The sequence below is a fragment of the Paracoccus sp. SJTW-4 genome (assembly GCF_047716885.1).
In the GTDB taxonomy this organism is placed as follows: domain Bacteria; phylum Pseudomonadota; class Alphaproteobacteria; order Rhodobacterales; family Rhodobacteraceae; genus Paracoccus; species Paracoccus solventivorans.
The window spans coordinates 565,896-586,853 of record NZ_CP136681.1 but is presented as its reverse complement, the minus strand read 5'-3'; the positions used below and the strand labels follow the sequence as shown (position 1 = coordinate 586,853).

Below are 20,958 nucleotides of genomic sequence, written 5' to 3'. Positions count from 1 at the left end.
CGCCCCGGTCAGCGAAACCGGGACGGCCTGGAGGAATTGCAAGCCGCGCGACGGGCGCGGTCGCGGTCAGGTTATTGGCAAAGGCCCACGTCGTCGCACAACGCGCCGCCGACGGCGCCGATCGCGGCGCCCTTGAGCCGGTCGGAACCGCCCTTGCCGCGGACCTGCTGGACGACATAGCCGGTGCCGGCGCCGATGATGGCGCGGTCGGCGTCGGTGGGCCGGATGTTCTGGGTGCAGCCGGCGACCAGCGCCGCGCCGATCCCCGCGAGGAGAAGGGGTTTGAGCATGTCGAGTCTTTCCTGTCAGTGCCGGTCCCGAGCGGAATCACCCCGTCGGCGGCCGACAGTTGGTTGAAACGGGTGCCGCCGCGCCCGCAGGGGACGCAGGCGGCGAATCCGCGACGGCGGCAGCCGCGATCAGGGGGCGCAGACGCCCACGTCGTCGCACAGCGCGCCCGCCGCGCCACCGATGAGCGCGCCGGTTGCGGCACGTTCGCCCACGGCTTTGGCGATGACGGCACCGGCGACGGCGCCACCGGCGGCACGCTGCGTGTCAGCCGACAGGCCGGTGTTGTAGCCCGGCGCGCAGGCCGAGAGGCCGGCGGCGATGAGAGCGACGCCGCAAACGCGGAGGACGAGCGATTTCTGCATGTTGTTCTGCCTGTATTCGAGGCCCGGTTCAGGGCAATTGATAGTGCGTGCGGGACGACTATCGCATGGTCGCCCCGCGGGTCAAACTGACAAGGCAGTGAAAACCATGCAATAGGCATCAATATGCGCATCACCGGCGCTCCTCGCCGGAATCGTCGCCGAAGTCGTCGTCCTGCTCGTCGTCGGCCTGCCCCCAGCCGAAGTCGGGGGCGTCCTGGCCGGCGAAGATCTCGGGGAAGCTGGCGCGGGCGCGGGCCAGGTCGACGCGCAGCAGCTGGTCATAGCTGCGCGGGTCCAGCTTGCCGACGGCGACCACCTCGCGCCCCAGCAGCCAGGACAGCCGCCCGGCGTCGAGATTGCCGCGTTCGAAAGGCTCGTCGCCGAAGTGCTCGATCAGCGCGGCCAGGAACCCCACATCGGCGCGGCGGTCGCTGGGCGAACGGTCGCGGTAACGCTCTCGCGCCACCAGCGGCGTGGCGCCCTTGGCATTGGCGCGACGGATAACGAATTGATGGTCGGTCGACGGCAGCCGGCCGGGAAAACCGCGATGCTTCAGCATTCTGCCCCGCCTTTCCTGGAAAACGCATCAAGGCGCGCGGCGGGGAACGCGATGGGCCGTGCCGCGGGCGTGCCGCGGCGGCCGGCGGTTTGGGTGCGCGGACCCGAAAGCCCGCGCAGCCGGCGCTCAGTTGGCGCCGTATTTGCCCTGGAACACCGGCTCGGGCGCGACGACCATGGGCTCGGGCAGCGGCTGGGGCTGCGGCTGCTGGCAGGCGGCGACCAGGCCGACGAGACCCATGGCGAGGACGAGTTTCTTGGACATGACAGGCTCCTGTAAGGCGGGGTCTTGGGGCCCCGGCTGCTCGAAGATGCGGCCGCACCATGCTGCCGCAGCGCCATTCTACCTGCGCCGCCCGCACCGCGACAGCACGGGGGCAGCGCGTAAAGGGCCGGATGTGGCAGCTTTGCATCACGGCGGCGGGAATCTGCGCATGGCAGGGCCGGGAAAACATGTGGGACGGGCATCAAAGCGGCTCCCATACGCAATGGCTGCGGCTGGCGGGAATCGAGAATCCCTCGAAGATCTGCACGATATCGGGGTCGAAACTGCCGAACGGCCCGGGGGCCGAGGCCAGCGAGATCACCACCTGCGCGGGCAGCTGCTCGAGATGGGCGATGCGCGGCAGCACGAAGTTCTCGCACAGCCAGATGATGTCGCGGTGGATCGGGTCCTGCATCAGGATGTCGGGCGCGGCGGGCAGGGCGGATTCGTCCTCGATCCAGTCGGGCTCGGCGGCCAGGTCCGCCCCCGCATCGCCGGGTGCCGGATCGGGCCCCGGATCGGGGGGCGACAGCTCGGACGGCAGCGGCGCGGCCTCGGGCTCTGACGGCTGCGTCTCGCCCTCGCCCACCTCGGGCACCGCCTCGATCGAGAACCCGCCCAGCAGCTCGTCCAGCTCGGCCTGTTCCTCGGGGGTCAGCGGCGCTTCCAGATGTTCGTCCAGCATGTCGGGCGGGACGACGTCATCGAACGTCGTCTCGTCGACAGGGGGAACACGGGCGGCAAGCGAGGGCATGACGAAACGATAGCGCTGGACCAGACCCAGGCCGGGAATGCGGTCGGACCGTTCCTCCTGCAGCCAGACCTCGGCGCCCGAAGGCACAGAGATCAGGGGCTGCGCCGCCTCGGAGGCGAATCCCGCCAGGGACGAGGCGAACAGAAGAACGGCTGACAGCACGGACACGGCCGGGGTCCGGGGTTACATGGGCGGGCTCACAACGGGATGTTGTCGTGTTTCTTCCAGGGATTCGACAGCTGCTTGTTGCGCAGCGAGGCGAAGGCCCGCGCCACCCGCTTGCGGGTCGAACGCGGCTGGATCACCTCGTCGATGAAGCCCTTTTCGGCGGCGACGAAGGGGTTGGCGAAACGGTCCTCGTAGTCCCGGGTCCGCGCCGCGATCTTTTCGGCATCGCCCAACTCGCTGCGATAGAGGATTTCGACCGCGCCCTTGGCGCCCATCACCGCGATTTCCGCCGTCGGCCAGGCATAGTTGAAATCGCCGCGCAGGTGTTTCGAGGCCATCACGTCATAGGCGCCGCCATAGGCCTTGCGGGTGATGACGGTGACCTTCGGCACCGTCGCCTCGCCATAGGCGAACAGCAGTTTCGCGCCATGCTTGATGACGCCGCCGTATTCCTGGCTGGTCCCGGGCAGGAAGCCGGGCACGTCGACCAGGGTCAGGATCGGGATGTTGAAGGCGTCGCAGAAGCGCACGAACCGCGCGGCCTTGCGGCTGGAATCGATGTCCAGCACGCCGGCCAGCACCATCGGCTGGTTGGCGACCACGCCGACTGTCTGCCCCTCGATGCGGATGAAGCCGGTGATGATGTTGCCGGCGAAATCGCGCTGGATCTCGTAGAAATCGCCCTCGTCGGCGATCTTCAGCACCAGCTCCTTCATGTCGTAGGGCTGGTTGGGGTTGTCGGGGATCAGCGTGTCGAGCGAATCCTCGATCCGCGCCGGGTCGTCGAAGAACGGGCGCGTCGGCGCCTTTTCCCGGTTCGACAGCGGCAGGAAGTCGAACAGCCGGCGGATTTCCGACAGCGTTTCCACGTCGTTTTCAAAGGCGCCGTCGGCGACCGAGGATTTCCGGGTATGGGTCGAGGCGCCGCCCAGCTGTTCCGCCGTCACCACCTCGTTGGTCACCGTCTTCACCACGTCCGGCCCGGTCACGAACATGTAAGAGGTGTCCTTCACCATGAAGATGAAGTCGGTCATCGCCGGCGAATAGACCGCGCCGCCTGCACACGGCCCCATGATGACGCTGATCTGCGGGATCACGCCGCTGGCCATGATGTTGCGCTGGAACACGTCCGCATAGCCGGCCAGCGAGGCCACGCCCTCTTGAATCCGCGCGCCGCCCGAATCGTTCAGCCCGATCACCGGCGCGCCGTTCTGCATCGCCATGTCCATGATCTTGCAGATCTTCTGCGCATGGGTTTCCGACAGCGAGCCGCCGAACACGGTGAAGTCCTGGCTGAACACATAGACCATGCGGCCGTTGATCGTGCCCCAGCCGGTGACCACCCCGTCGCCATAGGGGCGGTCGTCCTGCATCCCGAACTCGGTCGAGCGGTGGCGGACGAACATGTCGAACTCTTCGAACGAGCCCTCGTCCAGAAGGATGTCCAGCCGCTCGCGCGCGGTCAGCTTGCCGCGGGCGTGCTGGGCGTCGATGCGCTTTTGCCCGCCACCCATGCGCGCCTGTTGCCGCAGCTCATCGAGCTGTCCCGGAATATCCTTCATGCCGCCCTCCGTTCGTGACTGGCGGGGACAATAGGGCCAGCGGCGGGCCGAGCAAAGCGGAAAGGGGAAAGTTTGCAAAATACCGCGTTAGCAGCCGCCAGCGATTGCGAAACTGCAAAGGATCGCGCTGCGGCGGCCTGGCCGCTTGACGGGGCGGCGCCCTGCCGCCATGCCTCCGACATGGGACTGACGATAGATCTGGCCGCGATCGCGGCGAACTGGACGGCGCTGGCGGGGCAGGCACCGCGCGCGCGCCCGGGGGCGGTGGTCAAGGCCGATGCCTATGGCCTGGGCGCGGCGCAGGTGGCGCCGGCGCTTTACGAGGCGGGCGCGCGGGATTTCTTCGTGGCGCTGGCCTCCGAGGGCCGGGCGCTGCGCCCGCATCTGGGGGCGGATGCCCGGATCTTCGTGCTGTCCGGCCATATGGAGGGGCAGGGGCTCGACGGGTTGATTCCCGTGCTGAACAGCCCCGAGCAGTTCTTCCGCGACCGCACCCTGCGCCCGCGCGGCGATTTCGCGATCCAGCTGGACAGCGGCATGAACCGGCTGGGCTTCGAGCCGGCCGAGTGGGCCGCGATCCGGTCCGAGGCGTTGTCGGCGCCCAGCCCGCAGGGCACCGGCCCGGCGCTGGTGATGTCGCATCTGATGTGCGCGGATGAGCCGGATCATCCGGCGAACCAGGCCCAGCTGCGCGCGTTCCGGCAGATGACCGACGGCATCGCCGCGCCGCGTTCGCTGGCGGCGACGGGGGGGATCCTGCTGGGATCGGAATATCACTTTGACGTGACCCGGCCGGGGATCGGGCTTTACGGCGGCGAGCCCTTTGCGGGGGCGCGGCCGGTGGTGACGCTGGCGCTGGAGGTGATCCAGACCCGCAGCGTGGCGGCGGGCGAGGCGGTGGGCTACGGCTGCACCTGGACCGCGCCGCGCCCCAGCCGCATCGCCACGGTGGCGGCGGGCTATGCCGACGGGCTGCTGCGGGCGCTGTCGGGCAAGAACGTGCCGCTGTGGGCGGGCGAGCGCTCGGTGCCGATGGTCGGGCGGGTGTCGATGGACCTGATCACCGTCGACGTGACCGACCTGCCCGAGCTGCCGCAGTCGCTGGACATCCTGAACGCGCGGCAGGGCGTGGACGACCTGGCCGCGCTGGCCGGGACCATCGGGTACGAGATCCTGACCTCGCTGGGGCCGCGCTATCCGCGGCACTATCTTCGATCTTAACGGTTCGTCAGCATGTGCGTGCTAGCGTCGGGACGAATCGCAGCGGATCGGGGGCGTCTGGATGACTTGCGCGGCAATCCTCCACGGACAGGGCAGAGGCCGATGGGCCGGGCGGCGGCATGAGCACCCGCCGGATATCCCTGCGCCCTGCTGACGGGGTGCGCGCCGTCGGCCGCGCCACGCTGGCGACGATTCGGCTGGTCGGGGCGGTGGCGATCTTCGCCGCGCGGGCGGTGGGGGCGCCCGGCTATGCGCCGCGGCCGCTGCTGGAACAGCTGCTGCGCATCGGCTGGCTGTCGCTGCCGGTGGTCGGGCTGACCGCGCTGTTCACCGGCGCGGCGCTGGCCCTGCAGATCGACGCCGGCGGCCAGCGCTTCCAGGCCGAGGATGTGGTCCCCGCCATCGTCGCCATCGGGATGCTGCGCGAGCTGGGGCCGGTGCTGGGCGGGCTGATGGTGGCGGCGCGGGTAGCCTCTTCGATCGCGGCCGAGATCGGCTCGATGCGGGTCACCGAACAGATCGATGCGCTGGTCACGCTGTCCACCGACCCGGTGGGCTGGCTGGTGACGCCGCGGCTGTGGGCGGCGGTGCTGGCGCTGCCGCTGCTGGTCGGCGTCGGCGACGTGATCGGGATCATGGGCGGCTGGCTGGTCGGCACCACCACGCTGGGCTTCACCTCGCAGGCGTATCTGTCGAACTCCTGGTCCTATCTGGAAATCTGGGACGTGGTGTCGGGGCTGATCAAGGGCGCGGTGTTCGGTGCCATCATCGCGCTGGCGGGCTGCTGGTTCGGGATGCGTGCCAGCCGCGGCGCGGTGGGGGTCGGGCGGGCCACCACCAACTCGGTGGTCGCGGCCTCGGTCGGCATCCTCGCCTCGAATTTCATCCTGACGAGCCTGTTCTTCACATGAGCGCCGCCTCCCAGCCCCGCCCCGCGCCCCGTCCCGCGCCCGACACGCCGCCGGTGATCGAGATCCGCGGCCTCGCCAAGTCCTTCGGCGCCAACAAGGTGCTGGACGGGGTGGACCTGACGCTGGCGCGCGGCGAAAGCCTGGTGGTGATCGGGGGCTCGGGCAGCGGAAAATCCGTGCTGCTGCGGCTGGTGCTGGGGCTCGAGGCCGCCGACCGCGGCGAGGTGCTGCTGCACGGCGCCCCTGCCGATGCGCGGCTGCGGGCGCGGTTCATGCAGGATTTCGGGATGCTGTTCCAAAGCGGGGCGCTGTTCGACAGCCTGCCGGTCTGGCGCAATGTGGGCTTCCGCCTGCTGCGCCAGATGCCGGCCGCAAAGGCCCGCGAACGCGCCATCGCCAGCCTGTCGCGCGTGGGCCTTGGCCCCGAGGTCGCCGACCGGATGCCGGCCGACTTGTCGGGGGGCATGCGCAAGCGCGTGGCGCTGGCCCGCGCCATCGCCACCGACCCGGCGGTGCTGTTTTTCGACGAACCCACCGCCGGGCTCGACCCGCAGCGCGCCACCGCGATCAGCGAGCTGATCCGCGGCATCGTCACCCAGACCGGCGCCACCGCCATCACCATCACCCACGACATGCGCAGCGTGCGCACCATCGCCGACCGGGTGGCGCTGCTGGACCGCGGCCGCATCCGCTGGCAGGGGCCGGTCACGGCGCCCGCGGGCGGGCTCGACAGCGACCCCGACCCGGTGCTGCGCGCCTTTGTCGAGGGCCGGCCGCTGGACCCGGGGGCGTGAGGCGCCCTCCGGCCCGGGCGGTCAAACTTTTCACCCGCCTGCGGCGTTCCCCTGGCATCAGGGTTGAAAACCCCGACATCGCCTGCAACATGACACCAGTACCAAGGATGAGGACGCAGTGGGTCTGACCCCGACGAACCCGACCGCCCAGACGGGCGAAACCCTGCTGGAGTTTCCCGACAACCGCTTGCTGATCGAGCTGTGCGGTCCGCATGACCGCCATATCGCGCGGCTGGAACAGGCGCTCGGCGTCCATATCCTGCACCGCGGCAACCAGCTGCAGGTCGCCGGCGCAGGCGACGCCCAGGACGACGCCGCCCGCATCCTGCGCGCGCTTTACGCCCGCCTGGAACAGGGGCGCGAGGTCGATCTGTCCGACGTCGATTCCGCCCTGCGCATGGGCGGCGACGACCGACCCGCCGCCACCCCGGCCGAGCAGCTGGAAATGTTCGGCCAGGGCCGCATCGAGCTGCGCACCCGGAAAAAGACCATCGAGCCGCGCACCGAGGCGCAGAAGGATTACGTCCGCAGCCTGCTGGCCAATGAACTCGCCTTCGGCATCGGCCCGGCGGGGACGGGCAAGACCTATCTGGCCGTCGCGGTGGGCGTCACCATGCTGATCGGCGGCCATGTCGACCGGATCATCCTGTCGCGCCCCGCGGTCGAGGCGGGCGAGCGGCTGGGTTTCCTGCCCGGCGACGCCAAGGAAAAAGTCGATCCCTACATGCAGCCGCTGTATGACGCGCTGAACGATTTCCTGCCCGCCAAGCAGATGCAGAAGCTGATGGAGGAAAAGCGCATCGAGATCGCGCCGCTGGCCTTCATGCGCGGGCGCACGCTGTCCAATGCCTTCGTGGTGCTGGACGAGGCGCAGAACGCCACCACCATGCAGATGAAGATGTTCCTGACCCGGCTGGGCGAGGGCTCGCGCATGGTCATCACCGGCGACCGCACCCAGGTCGATCTGCCGCGCGGGATGCAGTCGGGGCTACGTGACGCCGAACGCATCCTGGCCGGGGTGCCGGGGATCTCGTTCAACTATTTCACCGCCGCCGATGTGGTGCGCCACCCGCTGGTCGCCCGCATCATCCAGGCCTATGACGCCGACGACGAGGCCGGCGGCGACCCGGCGCTGCCCCGCGCCGGCTACGGCGCCTATCCGCCCCGCCGCGACTGGCGGGCGGCGGCGGGATCGGGGCCGCGCGATGAGTGACCGCGCACTCTCCGATGCCGCCGCCGGCACCCCGGTCGACGTGGTGATCGAGGATGAGCGATGGGAAAAGGCCGGACTCGAGGCGCTTGCCGCCCGTGCCGCCGCCGCCACGCTGCGGCATCTGGGCCTGCCATCCGCGGGCGAGGATGCGCCCGAGATCGTGGTGATGGGCTGCGACGACGACCGCATCGCCGCGCTGAACGCGGATTTCCGCGGCAAGCCCCAGCCCACCAACGTGCTCAGCTGGCCCGCGGCCGACCCGGCCCCGCGCGCGCCCGGGGCGGTGCCCGCACCGCTTGACGCCGACGAGCTGGGCGACATCGCCATCAGCTATGACACCTGCGCGCGCGAGGCCGCGGCGCAGGGCAAGCCGCTGGCCGATCACGCCACCCATCTGCTGGTCCATGCCATCCTGCATCTGGCCGGCTATGATCACGAAGACGACGCTGACGCCGACACCATGGAGGATGCAGAGCGCGCGATCCTCGCGACGCTGGACATTCCCGACCCTTACCGAGAGCACTGAGCCGATGAGCCTTCCCCAGACCCCCGCCCGGCCCGACCACGGCCCCGCCAGGAACGGCGGCCCGGACAGCGCCGCGCTGGCCGCGGAACCCGAACCGGAACCATCGCCGGGGTTGGTCGCCCGTGACCTTGCGCCCCCGCAACCTTCCGCCCCCGATCATGCTGCGGATCCTGCCTCTGCCCCGCGCGAGGCGCCGGCGCGGCGCCTGCTGGGCCGCATCCTCAAGACGCTGGTGCCGCTGGCGCCCGGCGACGACGAACAGGGCCCCGATTCGATGATGGAGGCCGCGACCTCGGCCGAGGCGCCCAGCATCCTCAACCTGCGCCGCAAGACCGTGGACGACGTGGCGCTGACCCGCGCCGACATTGTGGCGGTGCCGGTCACCGTCGGCCTGCAGGAGCTGGTTGAGGTGTTCCGCGACCACGGCTATTCGCGGCTGCCGGTCTATCGCGGCAACCTGGACGAGCCGCTGGGGCTGGTCCATCTCAAGGACCTGGCGCTCAAGCACGGCTTCGCCCCGAAGTCGGCGCCGCGTTTTGCGCTGCGCCCGCTGCTGCGGCCGCTGCTTTACGTGCCGGGATCGATGCCGATCGGGGCGCTGCTGCAGCAGATGCAGCAGAAGCGCATCCACATGGCGCTGCTGATCGATGAATACGGCGGCGTGGACGGGCTGGTCACCATCGAGGACCTGATCGAGCAGGTGATTGGCCAGATCGACGACGAGCACGACGAAAGCGACGAGGATCTGTGGGTGCCGGAGGGCCCCGGCCAGTGGCTGGTGCTGGCCCGCGCCCCCATCGAGCGGGTCGAGGCCGAGGTCGGGCTGAAGCTGACCGGCGGCGTCTATGAAGAGGAAATCGACACGCTGGGCGGGCTGATCTTCATGCTGGCCGGGCGGGTGCCCTGCGCGGGCGAGGTGATCGCCGACGAAAGCGGCGCCGAGTTCGAGATCGTCGAGGCCGGCCCGCGACGCATCAAGCGCGTGCGCCTGCGCATCCCCGGGCGCGAGGAAACCGAGACGGAGCTGTCCGCCTAGCTTTCTTCCGGCGGGAACTCGCGGGTAAAGGCGGGGGCGTAGTCCAGCCGCGCCTGCACCGGCAGATGCGGCCCCACCGCCTGCAGATAGGGGCCGGAAAACGCGCAGTCCCACGCGACCGGGCGAAAGCCGAAGCGGCCGTAATAGGCCGGGTCGCCCAGCACGATGATCGTGGCATCGGGGCGCAGGGCCTGTGCCGCGGCAACCAGCGCCGCGCCGATGCCCCGGCGCTGCTGGGCGGGCGCCACCGCCAGCGGCGCCAGCGCCAGCGCGGGAAACGGCGCCGCCACCGGAGACAGCGCCAGATGCCCGACGATGCCGCCTGCATCCTCGGCGACCAGCGACAGCGCCAGATCGCCGTCCGCGCGCAGCGCTTCCACCAGCCGCGATTCCGCCGCGCCGCCAAAGGCCGCATCCAGCAGCCGGGCGATGGGCTCGATATCCGCCGGGGTCTCGGGGCGGATGGTGATCTGGGGGTGCGCCGCCGTCATGCGGCGAGCCGGTGGATGTCGCGGGCGATGCCGGCGGTCGCCGCCGCCCAGTCGCTGGCCGCGGTGCGGGCGCGATGCGCCGCCAGCGCCTGCTCGTCGCGAAACAGCTCTTCGACCTGCCAGACCAGCGGGTCCTCGGTCTGCGAGATCGCGAAATAGAGGCACCCCGGCTCGGCGCGAGAGGCCGCGACGTGATCCTCGACATGCGCCAGCACCGCCATCAGCTCGGCCGGTCCGGCGCAGACCAGCCGCACGGACAGCGCCACCTGCGTCCCGGTTGGTGCAGGACGGCCGCAGGCCGGGCCGTGGTGGTGATGGCCGCAGGCGCAACCGGACATGGCGCTTCCTTCCCTTAGCTGCCGGGGATCATTCCCACTCGATAATTTTGGGTCAACCTAGTGCATTGAAAAATAATGCGAAAATATTTTTTCGCATATCGAGATACCGTCTAGGCTACCGTCAGAAAAGTTCGATCTTGAAATTATTGAACTTTTTGGGCTGGCGATGAAGTTCGACATTTCGCCATCTATCGCTGGAAGCGGGAACTGCCGGCAGTTGGCATCGACTCGGTAAATGTGCTCGATGAAACAGGATTATACCGTCACGGTCCTTGGTTGGCCATCCTCAAGGTCGGCCTCTCCAATCTAACCAAAACCCGCGACAACGGTTTCGATGGGCAGGAACAGCGTCCGGCTGTCCTCGGGATATTCTATGAACTCCGCGCAGCGCAGATAGAAGCGTTTGGCCGCCCCATCCTTCGCTTGCACCATCACCGCCCCGATGCCGATGCTTTGCGAGGCCAGCGCGATCCGCCGCAGCGCGTCCGACAACAGGTCCGCGCCGAGGCCCTTGCCTGCATGGTCGAGGCTAACGGCGAGCCGCCCGATGATCGAAACCGGAATCAGGTCGGGTGCGTTGCGTCGCACCTTGCCGGGAGCTGCGCCCCGCTCAACCGATCCCGCCGAGATACAGAAATAGCCGACGACCCGATTTCCCGCGCACACGACGTAGGTGCGCGAGAACCGGCTTTCGTTCTTCAAGGCCCGGTGCCGCAGCCAGTCGTTCAGTGCAGGCTCGCCGCAGTCAAACGCGGAAAGATCATGCTCCGCCGTCAACGGAACGGGGGCAGACAGTCGCGGGTCGGGATGGTCCGGCGAGTCGTCTATTTCTGCCATGCCGGGGTCCGGCGCAGCAGCGCCTTGAGCTTCGGTCCCGGCGCGGGCGGATTGTCGAGCGCGTGCATGAAGGCGTCGTAGCGTTCGGAGTCCAGCGTGAACAAACGCTGATCGAGCAGCACATCCACCGCTTGCCGCCGTGCACTTTCCACCATGAACTCGGTGCGCGTCTTACCAAGGACCGCCGCCGCATCGTCGATGAGCTGGCGGGTGCCGGTTTCGATACGCAGGTTGATGCTGCCCTTGGCGTCAGCCGCAGAGGCGCGCGCCGCGACGACAGCGGCCGCAGAGCGGGAAGATTCGGAGGGGGCGAGACGTGTTTTTGCCATGACCGGAATATGGGCGTTTGTATCCACACTGTCAATACAGAAGAAGGTAAGGAACGTATGGGCGTCGCCCTTCGGGCCGGGCTTTCGGCTACGCCGGACCCACGGCAGCGGCGCGTTTCGGCCACTCGGCTTCAATCCCCTAACGCATGACTGTCGCCAGTTAGAAATGCGGCCCCGACGCTTGCGCGCCGGGGCTTTGTCACTGGCGGCCCTCCGGCTCTCTACGGCGCAATGTGGAAGCGCGTTCGCCTCCGGGCCGGCGCGGCTGCCGCCGCGTCTTATCTGATCGCTACGAAGAAGATTGCTAAGGGCGTTGCCCTCGCGCGGCGCAAGAAAACCCACATTTCCCAAGTAAGGCGCTGATTTCGCTGTCCTGACCATTATATTTCCTATATAAAACATGGTGTTGAAGGCTGCGAGGGGCGCGTTTCATGGATCACCCAGAGGGTGCGGGCTTGCAACGGGCAGATCGGGTGGATTTCGACCCTCGCGTGCGGCTGGAATTTCGCGGCACGCAGCTCAGTTCCGACGGCGGCCTTCTGGTGATGCGCGAGCTTGATGACGCGCTCGGGTTGTCCGATTTGGCGTCAGCGGCGCTGCGCGATACTCGCTCTGGCAAGAACACGGTCCATCGGCTCGACGGCCTGTTCCGGCAATCAGTCTTTGGGCGGCTGGCCGGATACGAGGATGTCAACGACGCCAACCGTCTCGCCTGCGATCCGGTCATGCGCCAAGTTGTCGGCGGCAGAGCGGTCGATGCACAAGCGGCCTCGGCATCGCAGATGGGACGGTTCGAGACCGAGACGCTGGCTCTGGCCGGGAACCGTGCCGCGCTGGCCGACCTGAACGGGCAATGGATCGACCGGTTCCATGACCGTAACGGGCTGAAGTACATCGTTCTGGACATGGACAGCTCGGTCAGCCCGACCCATGGCGACCAGGAAGGGTCCGCCTGGAATGGCCATTTCGACTGTAGCTGCTATCACCCCAACTTTCTGTTCAACCAGTTCGGGATGCTGGAACGCTGCGCCCTGCGCCATGGCAACGTCCACAGCGCCGATGGCTGGCGTGATGTTCTCGACCCCGTCATTGCGCGCTACGCGGAGCGCGACCTTGGTGGCAGGTTCTTCCGGGCCGATGCTGCCTACGCGATCCCGGCGATCTATGAGCGATTGGAAGAAGCGCGGTTCTTCTACGCCATCCGGCTGCCCGCAAACGCGGTCCTCAAGGACAAGATCGCGCATCGGCTAACGCGCCCTGTCGGGCGGCCGTCACTGACCAAGGTCAAGCGGTTCTTCGAGGAATTCGAGTATCAGGCGGCGTCCTGGGACAAGGAACGCCGGGTGATCGCCAAGATCGAATGGCATCCGGGCGAACTGTTCCCGCGTGTCGGCTTCATCGTCACCAACCTGCCGATGGAGCCGGACTGGGTGGTGCGGTTCTACAACCAGCGCGGCACCGCCGAGCAGCACATCAAAGAGGGCAAATACGCCTTTCGCTGGACGCGGCTGTCGTGCCGGAAGTTCCGCGACAATGAGGTGCGGCTGCAACTGCACGCCCTGGCGTACAACCTGGCCACCTTCTTGCACTGCATCGAGCTGCCCGAGGCCATGGCCGACTGGTCGTTGACCAGCCTGCAACTGAAGCTGATCAAGATCGGGGCACGTGTGGTCCGTCACGCCCGCACCATCACCTTCCAGCTGGCCGAGGTCGCTGTCACCGGCACGATGGTACGCGCCATCCTCGCCGCTATCCGCCGATTGCGAGCGCCACCGCTATGCGCATGATCGCGATCCACGCTCAAACTGAACGAAAGCGGCTGGACAGATCTGTCCGCTGCGCTGAAAAACGCCGCCCCTGGGCAAGGAAACAGCGGCTTCGCGGTCTGATCCGTCCAGATCCAGCAGTCTGCGCGACCGCAGGTGCCGCTTGCGGCAGAAAATCCTTGTCTAGCGCTCGGATACAGGCGATCTTCACCTCAAACGACACGCCACTTGGGGAATGCAGGATGAGACTCATGCTCGATTATTATTATTATAGAAGCCCCCATGAATAAATCGCTCATCATTTTCGGCATCGTCAACATAACCTCGGACAGTTTCTCCGATGGAGGCCGGTATCTGGCGCCAGACGCAGCCATTGCGCAGGCGCGTAAGCTGATGGCCGAGGGGGCAGATGTGATCGACCTCGGTCCGGCATCCAGCAATCCCGACGCCGCGCCTGTTTCGTCCGACACAGAAATCGCGCGTATCGCGCCGGTGCTGGACGCGCTCAAGGCAGATGGCATTCCCGTCTCGCTCGACAGTTATCAACCCGCGACGCAAGCCTATGCCTTGTCGCGTGGTGTGGCCTATCTCAATGATATTCGCGGTTTTCCAGACGCTGCGTTCTATCCGCAATTGGCGAAATCATCTGCCAAACTCGTCGTTATGCATTCGGTGCAAGACGGGCAGGCAGATCGGCGCGAGGCACCCGCTGGCGACATCATGGATCACATTGCGGCGTTCTTTGACGCGCGCATCGCGGCGCTGACGGGTGCCGGTATCAAACGCAACCGCCTTGTCCTTGATCCCGGCATGGGGTTTTTTCTGGGGGCTGCTCCCGAAACCTCGCTCTCGGTGCTGGCGCGGTTCGATGAATTGCGGCTGCGCTTCGATTTGCCGGTGCTTCTGTCTGTTTCGCGCAAATCCTTTCTGCGCGCGCTCACAGGCCGTGGTCCGGGGGATGTCGGGGCCGCGACACTCGCTGCAGAGCTTGCCGCCGCCGCAGGTGGAGCTGACTTCATCCGCACACACGAGCCGCGCCCCTTGCGCGACGGGCTGGCGGTATTGGCGGCGCTGAAAGAAACCGCAAGAATTCGTTAACTGCACATTCGGGATATTTCTCTATATTCGCGGTTCAGCAGGCATGTCCCCTTTGAGGGCGACCCGACGACAGGATAATCGACCTTATGGTGCGCAAATATTTCGGCACAGACGGTATTCGTGGCAAAGCCAACGAAGGCGCGATGACGGCGGAAACCGCCTTGCGCGTCGGCATGGCGGCTGGCCGTGTCTTTCGTCGCGGTGACCACCGCCATCGTGTCGTGATCGGCAAGGATACGCGCCTGTCGGGCTATATGCTTGAACCCGCGCTCACAGCCGGTTTCACCTCGATGGGCATGGACGTATTCCTTTTTGGCCCGCTGCCGACAACGTATAGGAAGAATAAACGCCCTTTTCACCCAAGTCCAACAGCTTTGGACCGCAGTTGACTCTTTCGACACCCCTGCGATGCAACCCAATCCGGCTGACGGGGAGCCAGCAACGCTGAAAATTTACCCTCCTCTTTCCCACTAGCGGCTCCTTTTCCGACAACCAGCACGGCGGATCCCTGCCGCGGCGCTGTGAACGCAGCATTTTGATTGGTATCGTTGGCCTTCAGGCTCGTCAGTCAAACAGACCCAGGAGCAGCTCAGCCGGTGGCGCCCGGCTTTCGGGTAACGCCCTGGTCCCGCTGGTTTCGGCTTTGTGCTTCAGGTGATCAAGGATCTGCTTGATCACTATAGGGTCTTCAATGCAGGCGATGACTTTCATGGCGCCGCCGCAGCCGCTGCAGGTCTCGATGTCGATATTGAAAACACGCTTGAGCCGTTGCGCCCATGTCATCGACGCTCGCCGTTGTGCTGGTGTTGCCGGTTCATCAGCCACCCTGACCTTGTTGCCCCTGCCCCGTTTTGCCGGCGTGACCAACGCCCGGTGCCGACTGTTGGGTGCGAACACCCCGTGGAAGCGGGATAGCGACTTGAGAGATAGTTTTAAAAATGTCCATAATTTCAAGCATCGGATCGCCATTTTCTCTTTATATCTTAGATGATTGCGCGTCATTATAATATCAAACATATGTGGCAATTGCACTGCTTCGAGGCATTATTTATTACGCTCACCGTTTTTCCGGGCATGGCAAATCCTGATCGTTCGTGACCTCGTGCAGTGGCGCGAGGACACGCCCGCCCAGGACCAGGCTCTACTCGTGCGCCGGCTGCACCGGCCCACTCCCCGAGCTTTGCGCGCCGCCCGTCCCTGCCCCCCAGGTGCGCCGCCCGCCGTCTCGTTCCGAGCCAGCGGATCGACGCGGGGGCATGGTCCGTTCGGCCCGCAAATCTCGGCCCTTCGGGTGACGATCTTCCCTCGGTTCCCTCGGCCTTTTGCGAGGCCAGACCTTACCACAAGTCGCCTCGCTATCCTTCGCTGTGGGATGGCGCGTCCAGCTCGTCGCCTGCAAGGCCCTGCCCCGTCCCCTTGGCCGGGGCGGGCTGGAAAGCTCTGGCCTGAGAAGGTTTCGAGATCCCCGCGCGGGCGCGGCGATCACACTGGCGGGGGGTTCGGTCAAGCCGAACGCCGCCCGCATCCTTGGGCCAGGTCGCGCAAGCGCGCCCCGTCCATCTAGGGAACCGCCGGTTCCCCCACGCAAGGCCATCCGCTTAACGGGGCGAAGGGGTGTCCCCAACCACGGTCTCGGCCGGGGCCGAGCTGCGTGGCCGGGTGATCCCCCGAAAACTCTCCGGCCTTTCGCGGCATAAACGGCCCGCTCCCCGCAAGCGGGTCCCCTCCATTTATTCCACGGTGCCAAAGACTTCTCCTGCGCCTTGCTACCCGTGGCTCGCCGCCCGGCAAGGGTTCAGGAGCGGCGCTTCGCTGCTCTGAACCCCAAACCCGAGGATCAGAGACATGACCAACCTTTCCGACAGCAATCCCCGCATCTATGTCGCCTGCCTTGCTGCCTACAATAACGGCTATCTGCATGGGGCTTGGATCGACGCGGATCAGGACGCGGATGAAATCAGGGACGAAATTGCGGCCATGCTCGCACGGTCCCCCATCGAGCACGCGGAGGAATATGCCATCCATGACTACGAGGGCTTCGAGGGCGTCACCATCAAGGAATATGCCGGCATCGACACCGTGGCGCGCATCGGCGCGTTCATCGCAGAGCATGGCGCGTTAGGCGCTGGCTTGCTGGAGCAGTTCGTCGGCGACATGGACCAAGCCGAAACCGCCTTGCAGGACTGCTATCACGGCCAGTTCGCTAGCCTTGCCGACTTCATGGAGGACTTGACCGCTGAAAGCGGCACCACGATCCCCGAGGCGCTGCGCTACTACATTGATTGGAAAGCAATAGCCCGTGATGCTGAAATGAACGGTGAGTTTTTCACAGTCGAAACCTCACACAACGAGGTGCATGTGTTTTCCAGTCAATGAAAACCGGAGCACCTTGCCCGCATTTTGCGGGCGGGCGTATCGCGGAATCATCGAAATAGTGTTAAGCAAAAAATAACCAAGAATGATCGGACTGGCCGCTCAAGGTATCTGCTTTGAGCGGCTTCTATATTTCTAGCGATCTTTGAACCTCTAAGGGCTGGGCGCTGCCTTGCGCGCCCCGGCTTTGGGAGGTGACGCCATGCTTAGCATCGACTGGCGTTCGCCGGTGGCATACAGGCACGCGAAGCACATTTCGGCCGCCGGTTTCGCTTGGGAATATCTGCGCCGGAATGACGATTATCGTCAGGAGTTCCAGACCATCGCACTAACCGGAGGACCGTCCGGCCGTGACCTTGCAGCGTTCGCGGATCGCTGGGGGTTGCGATTTCCCGTGCGATCCCGACGCGCCGCATGACTGGCCGACGCCAATCTGGAGTCCGAACCTTCAACCGCAAGCGGTGATGCTGTCGCCGGTCGAGCATAAGGACGGCGACACCGAACCGATATTGACGCTGGCTCATCTCGCCGGCCTTGATCTGCGCCGCGCTGCCGATGGCTGGCATGGTATCTGGCAGGTTGATGGCGTCACACATCAATTCTGGCTTCCCGAGGCGACTCCCGACGCCGCCGCCTTCTATGCCGTCACCCTGCCGATGGATTCCTTTCTGGAGCTTCGCGCTCACGCTGCCCGCCGTTTCTGGCGGTCCCTCAACGGCCGGGCACCCGGTCCCGATTTCCGCGCGGTCCCTGCCCAGCTCCGGCAATGGCATATCCTGTCGCTGCGCGCGCTTGACGCTCGGTTGCATGGCGAGAGCTATCGCACCATCGCCGAAGTCCTGCTCGGCTTTCGAGGCACTAAGGAGGATTTCGAGAACGATCCGCGCAAGAACAAAGCTCGCCGCTTGGTCGCGCACGGTATCAAGATGATGCGGGGCGGCTATCGCCTGCTGCTCCACTACCCTATCAAGCCCGGCAAGCGTTGATCGTTAGCGAGCACCGTCTTGTTGCAAGTCGCAAGCTTACTGCCCGGTGCAACAAAGAGGTGCGATACGAAAAGAACCGGAAAGCCAGCCCTCGGGGAAATGTTGCGGACTTTAGAATTCCTACGAGAACTTCAGCAGGAATGGAGTGGATCTAACAAACTGCTTCATGTGTCAAGAACGGCAAGGCGGCTTCTCAACTGAATAACTCGTTGCTTAATCTATGTTTTCGCACGACCATGCCTGAAATGTATTTTGAGGAAATTTTCCATGACCTTACTAAAGACGCTGCGTTTGATTCTCAGTCCTTGCACTCCGGTGGATCGTGTTAACTTCATCCAGCTAGAGCTTGACCCAGAAGTGATGCGGTTTCTTAACAATGGTGCGGTTGATCATGACAGGATCGATTCGACGACCGCGCCGTTTCTCATGCCACGAGGAACCGAGCCGAACGTCTGGACAGCGCGACGCAATGCGGATGACGAGTTTGTCGGCTGGTTCTGCTTGTTGCCGAAAGGGAGGGCGTTAGCTCAGATCGGATATCGACTGCGCCGGGAGGCTTGGGGTCAGGGGCTGGCAACTGAAGGAGCTTTGGCTCTTATCGGTTGGGGCTTCGAGGTCGCAGGATATGACAAGATTGTGGCCAATACAATGGCGGTCAACCAAGGGTCGCGCCGTGTAATGGAGAAGGTTGGTATGAAACACACGCGGACGGATTTCTTGGATTTTCCCGACCCCATACCCGGCACGGAGCACGGCGAGGTAACGTATGAGTTGACCTGTTCAGAATGGGCCAACAATTGAGAGGCATATCAGCTTTTAGGACGTGACAAAGCCACGCGAAACGTCAGCGATGAGGTCGATTCCTGCCGGCCGGATATCGTGAAATTCCAAAGCTTCCGAGGTGAAGTAAACTGAAAACCGCCGATGCTCACGCCTTGTTAGCTGCCGCCTGTTCCAGAATCTTACGATAGCCCTCTCGCGATAGCCATTGCGCGCGTTCGAGGTGGCTTTGCCAGCAACGATAGGTCCGAAGTTCCTCGGCTGCCGGATCGCGGTGCAGCACGATCCGCGCGACTTCCTTCCAGTCCGCGCCCTCGGCCTTCGCATCGAGAAGGCGCAGATAGGTAACGTAGTGGCGTTCGTCATAGGTGGTTATGGCGTCGCCGGCTGGCGCTTCGTCGTCCACATCGGGATCGAGTTCGACAGGAACCCGCATAGTCATCCCCCGTATCCGAGAGAGCTTGTCTGCGGTGCGCCCCCGCAAACGATTCTCTCTGACTCTTGGTGATCGGGGAGTTCGAAACCGCTGTTACACGGCCCCATGGCCTTTAGCTCGGAAAGCCTGTTGTATACGCCACAGGCTCCCCGACCATAGGTCAAGGAGTGCGGTGCCGTAACGGCCGGCACCAAACGGTAACAGAGGGGTTTCGACGCCCCGGAGCAGCGCGTCTGCTCCACCCATGATCTTAGCCGAGCTGCGCGCGGATGTCTTTGCCTATTCGGCGCGGCAGGCAACGAGCCGTTGAAATCCTTCACCTACTAGCCAGCGACGCCCCCGAGGGGGGTGCCGCCAGCGCATAGACGCAAATGCGGCACGCTACGCGCCGCCGATCCCTCGCCATGGTTCGCCACAGTCCGCTGCCGCCCCCGGCAGCCCAATCCCGACTGGAGGTGATCCATGCCCAACCCGCTTGCGGGCCTGCCGCCGCGCCTGTTGCGCACCAAGGAAGCCGCGCGCTTCCTCGGCATATCCATCCGCACTCTTGAGAAACATCGCACCTACGGCACCGGCCCGACCTATCGCAAGGTCGGCGGTCGCGTCCTCTACACCGTCCGCGATCTGGAGGACTGGAGCGCGGTCGGCGAACGTAAATCCACCCGCGACAAGACCGCCGGCACCGTCTTTCCCGCGCGTCCGCTCACACCCGAAGAACGGGACGAGTGCTAGATGCTGCGCGAGGACGATCACACCCCCGCGCCGCCGACCGAGGACAGCGAGCGCAGCCGCCTAGACCCCTTCGTGGTCGCAACGGGCGATGCGCCGCCGCGCGACCAGCGCGACTTGATGGAACGGCCGTTTTTCTCGCTGGCGAAGACCCCGCGCACCAAGCCGATTCTCTACAAGGCCGCCGACATAGAGGTGCAGGTGTTCGGGATGCCCGAACACGGCATGGCGACGATATGGGACGCCGATGTGCTGATATGGGCGGCGTCGCAGATCGTCGCGGCCGAGAATGACGGCCTCACGACTTCGCGTTTCTTCCGCTTCACGCCCTACCATCTGTTGCGCGCCATCGGCCGCCCGACCGGCAACCGGCAATATCTATTGCTCAAGGCCGCGCTGGCGCGGCTGCAATCCACCGTCATCGCCACCACGATCCGCAACGGCCCGCATTGGCGTCGCCGGCAATTCTCATGGATCAACGAGTGGGAGGAAATGACGACGCGCGCCGGCCGCGTCGAGGGCATGGAGTTCGTCCTGCCCGAATGGTTCTACAACAGCGTCATCGACCGCTCGCTGGTGTTGACAATTGACCCGGCCTATTTCCGGCTCACGGGCGGCATCGAGCGATGGCTTTACCGCGTCGCCAGAAAACACGCCGGCCACCAGCGCCACGGCTGGATTTTCGAGGTCGCGCACCTTCATCAGAAATCCGGCAGCCTCGCGCGGCCTTCCGATTTCGCGCTCGACCTGCGCCGGATCGCGGCCCGCCAGCAACTCCCCGGCTACCACCTCCAGATCGAGCGGGAAGACGGCCGCGAACTGCTGCGCATCCGCCCCGAAAACTTATCAACAGGCACTGTTGATAACCCTGTTAAACCCATCGGCACATCAGGCGCACGGGGTATCGGCACATCAGGCGCAAGACTATCGGCACATCAGGCGCACGAACCGCAGCTAATGCTTTGGCCTGAAAAGCGGAATCCAACCGCTAACTTATCTAACAGAGAATCTAACTCTTTTTCTTTGACGCGCGCGCAGGCGAAGCGTGGTGCCGGTTCTGCCGCGAGCGGCGAGCCATGATGCTCGCCGTTGACGCAGCGCACGCGCGCAATCCCCACCAGCACATTGCCGGAG

25 protein-coding genes and 2 pseudogenes are annotated in these 20,958 nt (G+C 65.5%); 15 read left to right on the top strand and 12 right to left on the bottom strand.

The features are described 5' to 3' along the window. Positions 1-71: 71 nt before the first annotated feature. The 6 genes from RSP45_RS02990 to RSP45_RS02965 form a co-directional block, all read right to left on the bottom strand. Positions 72-290, bottom strand: coding sequence for a hypothetical protein (locus tag RSP45_RS02990; RefSeq protein WP_415393144.1), 219 nt, complete (start codon positions 288-290; stop codon positions 72-74). Between the two features lie 129 nt (positions 291-419). Continuing rightward, the gene (locus RSP45_RS02985; RefSeq protein WP_200796465.1) at positions 420-653 is read right to left on the bottom strand and encodes a hypothetical protein; all 234 of its coding nucleotides are present in this window, start codon (positions 651-653) and stop codon (positions 420-422) included. A gap of 130 nt (positions 654-783) precedes the next feature. Next, positions 784-1,212, bottom strand: coding sequence for a hypothetical protein (locus RSP45_RS02980; RefSeq protein WP_415393143.1), 429 nt, complete (start codon positions 1,210-1,212; stop codon positions 784-786). Between the two features lie 126 nt (positions 1,213-1,338). Further along, entirely contained in the window at positions 1,339-1,476 is a 138-nt protein-coding gene (locus tag RSP45_RS02975) for a hypothetical protein (RefSeq protein WP_200796466.1), read from the bottom strand. A 202-nt stretch (positions 1,477-1,678) separates the two neighbouring features. Then, entirely contained in the window at positions 1,679-2,398 is a 720-nt protein-coding gene (locus RSP45_RS02970) for a DUF6497 family protein (protein ID WP_415393142.1), read from the bottom strand. A 29-nt stretch (positions 2,399-2,427) separates the two neighbouring features. Next, complete coding sequence (locus tag RSP45_RS02965) at positions 2,428-3,960, bottom strand: acyl-CoA carboxylase subunit beta (RefSeq protein WP_303731003.1); 1,533 nt, start codon at positions 3,958-3,960, stop codon at positions 2,428-2,430. 180 nt (positions 3,961-4,140) lie between these two features. On the opposite strand from RSP45_RS02965, the gene alr reads away from it, so the two are divergent. From alr to RSP45_RS02935, 6 genes are all read left to right on the top strand, one after another. Next, positions 4,141-5,181 (top strand): alanine racemase, encoded by a 1,041-nt coding sequence (alr, locus tag RSP45_RS02960; protein WP_415393141.1) that lies wholly within the window; start codon positions 4,141-4,143, stop codon positions 5,179-5,181. A 119-nt stretch (positions 5,182-5,300) separates the two neighbouring features. Beyond that, positions 5,301-6,092, top strand: coding sequence for an MlaE family ABC transporter permease (locus tag RSP45_RS02955; protein WP_415393140.1), 792 nt, complete (start codon positions 5,301-5,303; stop codon positions 6,090-6,092). Positions 6,093-6,145: 53 nt separating this feature from the next. Then, a complete protein-coding gene (locus tag RSP45_RS02950; RefSeq protein ID WP_415393984.1) occupies positions 6,146-6,886 on the top strand; it encodes an ABC transporter ATP-binding protein in 741 nt (246 codons plus the stop codon). Positions 6,887-7,004: 118 nt separating this feature from the next. Then, positions 7,005-8,099: a PhoH family protein gene (locus RSP45_RS02945; RefSeq protein WP_415393139.1), complete on the top strand. Its 1,095-nt coding sequence runs from the start codon at positions 7,005-7,007 to the stop codon at positions 8,097-8,099. Beyond that, positions 8,092-8,625, top strand: coding sequence for an rRNA maturation RNase YbeY (gene ybeY / locus RSP45_RS02940; RefSeq protein ID WP_415393138.1), 534 nt, complete (start codon positions 8,092-8,094; stop codon positions 8,623-8,625). Before RSP45_RS02945 ends, ybeY begins: the two co-directional genes overlap by 8 nt. A gap of 4 nt (positions 8,626-8,629) precedes the next feature. Next, positions 8,630-9,661 carry a CBS domain-containing protein gene (locus tag RSP45_RS02935; RefSeq protein WP_415393137.1) on the top strand — a complete coding sequence of 344 codons (1,032 nt, stop codon included), beginning with the start codon at positions 8,630-8,632 and terminating at the stop codon, positions 9,659-9,661. Here RSP45_RS02935 and RSP45_RS02930 read toward each other — a convergent pair. The 4 genes from RSP45_RS02930 to RSP45_RS02915 all read right to left on the bottom strand — a co-directional run bounded on the left by RSP45_RS02930 (position 9,658) and on the right by RSP45_RS02915 (position 11,656). Next, the gene (locus tag RSP45_RS02930; RefSeq protein WP_415393136.1) at positions 9,658-10,152 is read right to left on the bottom strand and encodes a GNAT family N-acetyltransferase; all 495 of its coding nucleotides are present in this window, start codon (positions 10,150-10,152) and stop codon (positions 9,658-9,660) included. The two genes, RSP45_RS02935 and RSP45_RS02930, sit on opposite strands and share 4 nt — an antisense overlap. Next, on the bottom strand, positions 10,149-10,490 hold the full coding sequence (locus RSP45_RS02925) for a putative quinol monooxygenase (protein WP_415393135.1): 342 nt from the start codon (positions 10,488-10,490) through the stop codon (positions 10,149-10,151). Before RSP45_RS02925 ends, RSP45_RS02930 begins: the two co-directional genes overlap by 4 nt. Before the next feature lie 306 nt (positions 10,491-10,796). Then, positions 10,797-11,327, bottom strand: a complete 531-nt coding sequence (locus tag RSP45_RS02920) for a GNAT family N-acetyltransferase (protein WP_171379742.1) — start codon at positions 11,325-11,327, stop codon at positions 10,797-10,799. Then, a complete protein-coding gene (locus tag RSP45_RS02915) occupies positions 11,315-11,656 on the bottom strand; it encodes a DUF1778 domain-containing protein (RefSeq protein ID WP_171379823.1) in 342 nt (113 codons plus the stop codon). The genes RSP45_RS02920 and RSP45_RS02915 overlap by 13 nt, the downstream gene beginning before the upstream one ends. Before the next feature lie 431 nt (positions 11,657-12,087). On the opposite strand from RSP45_RS02915, the gene RSP45_RS02910 reads away from it, so the two are divergent. The 3 genes and pseudogenes from RSP45_RS02910 to glmM form a co-directional block, all read left to right on the top strand. Then, on the top strand, positions 12,088-13,443 hold the full coding sequence (locus RSP45_RS02910) for an IS1380-like element IS1247 family transposase (protein WP_078527637.1): 1,356 nt from the start codon (positions 12,088-12,090) through the stop codon (positions 13,441-13,443). Positions 13,444-13,704: 261 nt separating this feature from the next. Further along, entirely contained in the window at positions 13,705-14,520 is an 816-nt protein-coding gene (gene sul2, locus RSP45_RS02905; RefSeq protein WP_001043260.1) for a sulfonamide-resistant dihydropteroate synthase Sul2, read from the top strand. A gap of 86 nt (positions 14,521-14,606) precedes the next feature. After that, positions 14,607-14,849, top strand: a pseudogene (gene glmM / locus RSP45_RS02900) (phosphoglucosamine mutase); the annotation flags it as partial. A gap of 235 nt (positions 14,850-15,084) precedes the next feature. On the opposite strand, the pseudogene RSP45_RS02895 reads toward glmM, so the two are convergent. Next, positions 15,085-15,438 (bottom strand): annotated as a pseudogene (locus RSP45_RS02895) (IS91 family transposase); the annotation flags it as partial. 927 nt (positions 15,439-16,365) lie between these two features. Between RSP45_RS02895 and RSP45_RS02890 the strand changes: the two are divergent. The 4 genes from RSP45_RS02890 (at position 16,366) to RSP45_RS02875 (ending at position 18,680) form a co-directional block, all read left to right on the top strand. Next, the gene (locus tag RSP45_RS02890; RefSeq protein WP_171379743.1) at positions 16,366-16,896 is read left to right on the top strand and encodes an antirestriction protein ArdA; all 531 of its coding nucleotides are present in this window, start codon (positions 16,366-16,368) and stop codon (positions 16,894-16,896) included. Between the two features lie 199 nt (positions 16,897-17,095). Continuing rightward, a complete protein-coding gene (locus tag RSP45_RS02885; RefSeq protein WP_171379744.1) occupies positions 17,096-17,311 on the top strand; it encodes a transcriptional regulator domain-containing protein in 216 nt (71 codons plus the stop codon). A gap of 46 nt (positions 17,312-17,357) precedes the next feature. Next, positions 17,358-17,879 carry a DUF2285 domain-containing protein gene (locus RSP45_RS02880; protein WP_171379745.1) on the top strand — a complete coding sequence of 174 codons (522 nt, stop codon included), beginning with the start codon at positions 17,358-17,360 and terminating at the stop codon, positions 17,877-17,879. A 267-nt stretch (positions 17,880-18,146) separates the two neighbouring features. Next, positions 18,147-18,680, top strand: a complete 534-nt coding sequence (locus tag RSP45_RS02875; protein WP_171379746.1) for a GNAT family N-acetyltransferase — start codon at positions 18,147-18,149, stop codon at positions 18,678-18,680. A 127-nt stretch (positions 18,681-18,807) separates the two neighbouring features. On the opposite strand, the gene RSP45_RS02870 is transcribed toward RSP45_RS02875, so the two are convergent. Beyond that, the gene (locus RSP45_RS02870; protein ID WP_039191249.1) at positions 18,808-19,095 is read right to left on the bottom strand and encodes a DNA -binding domain-containing protein; all 288 of its coding nucleotides are present in this window, start codon (positions 19,093-19,095) and stop codon (positions 18,808-18,810) included. Between the two features lie 462 nt (positions 19,096-19,557). Between RSP45_RS02870 and RSP45_RS02865 the strand changes: the two genes are divergently transcribed. Continuing rightward, on the top strand, positions 19,558-19,827 hold the full coding sequence (locus RSP45_RS02865) for a helix-turn-helix transcriptional regulator (protein WP_023516906.1): 270 nt from the start codon (positions 19,558-19,560) through the stop codon (positions 19,825-19,827). Beyond that, a complete protein-coding gene (locus RSP45_RS02860) occupies positions 19,828-20,904 on the top strand; it encodes a replication initiator protein A (RefSeq protein WP_171379747.1) in 1,077 nt (358 codons plus the stop codon). The last annotated feature ends 54 nt before the right edge of the window (positions 20,905-20,958 follow it).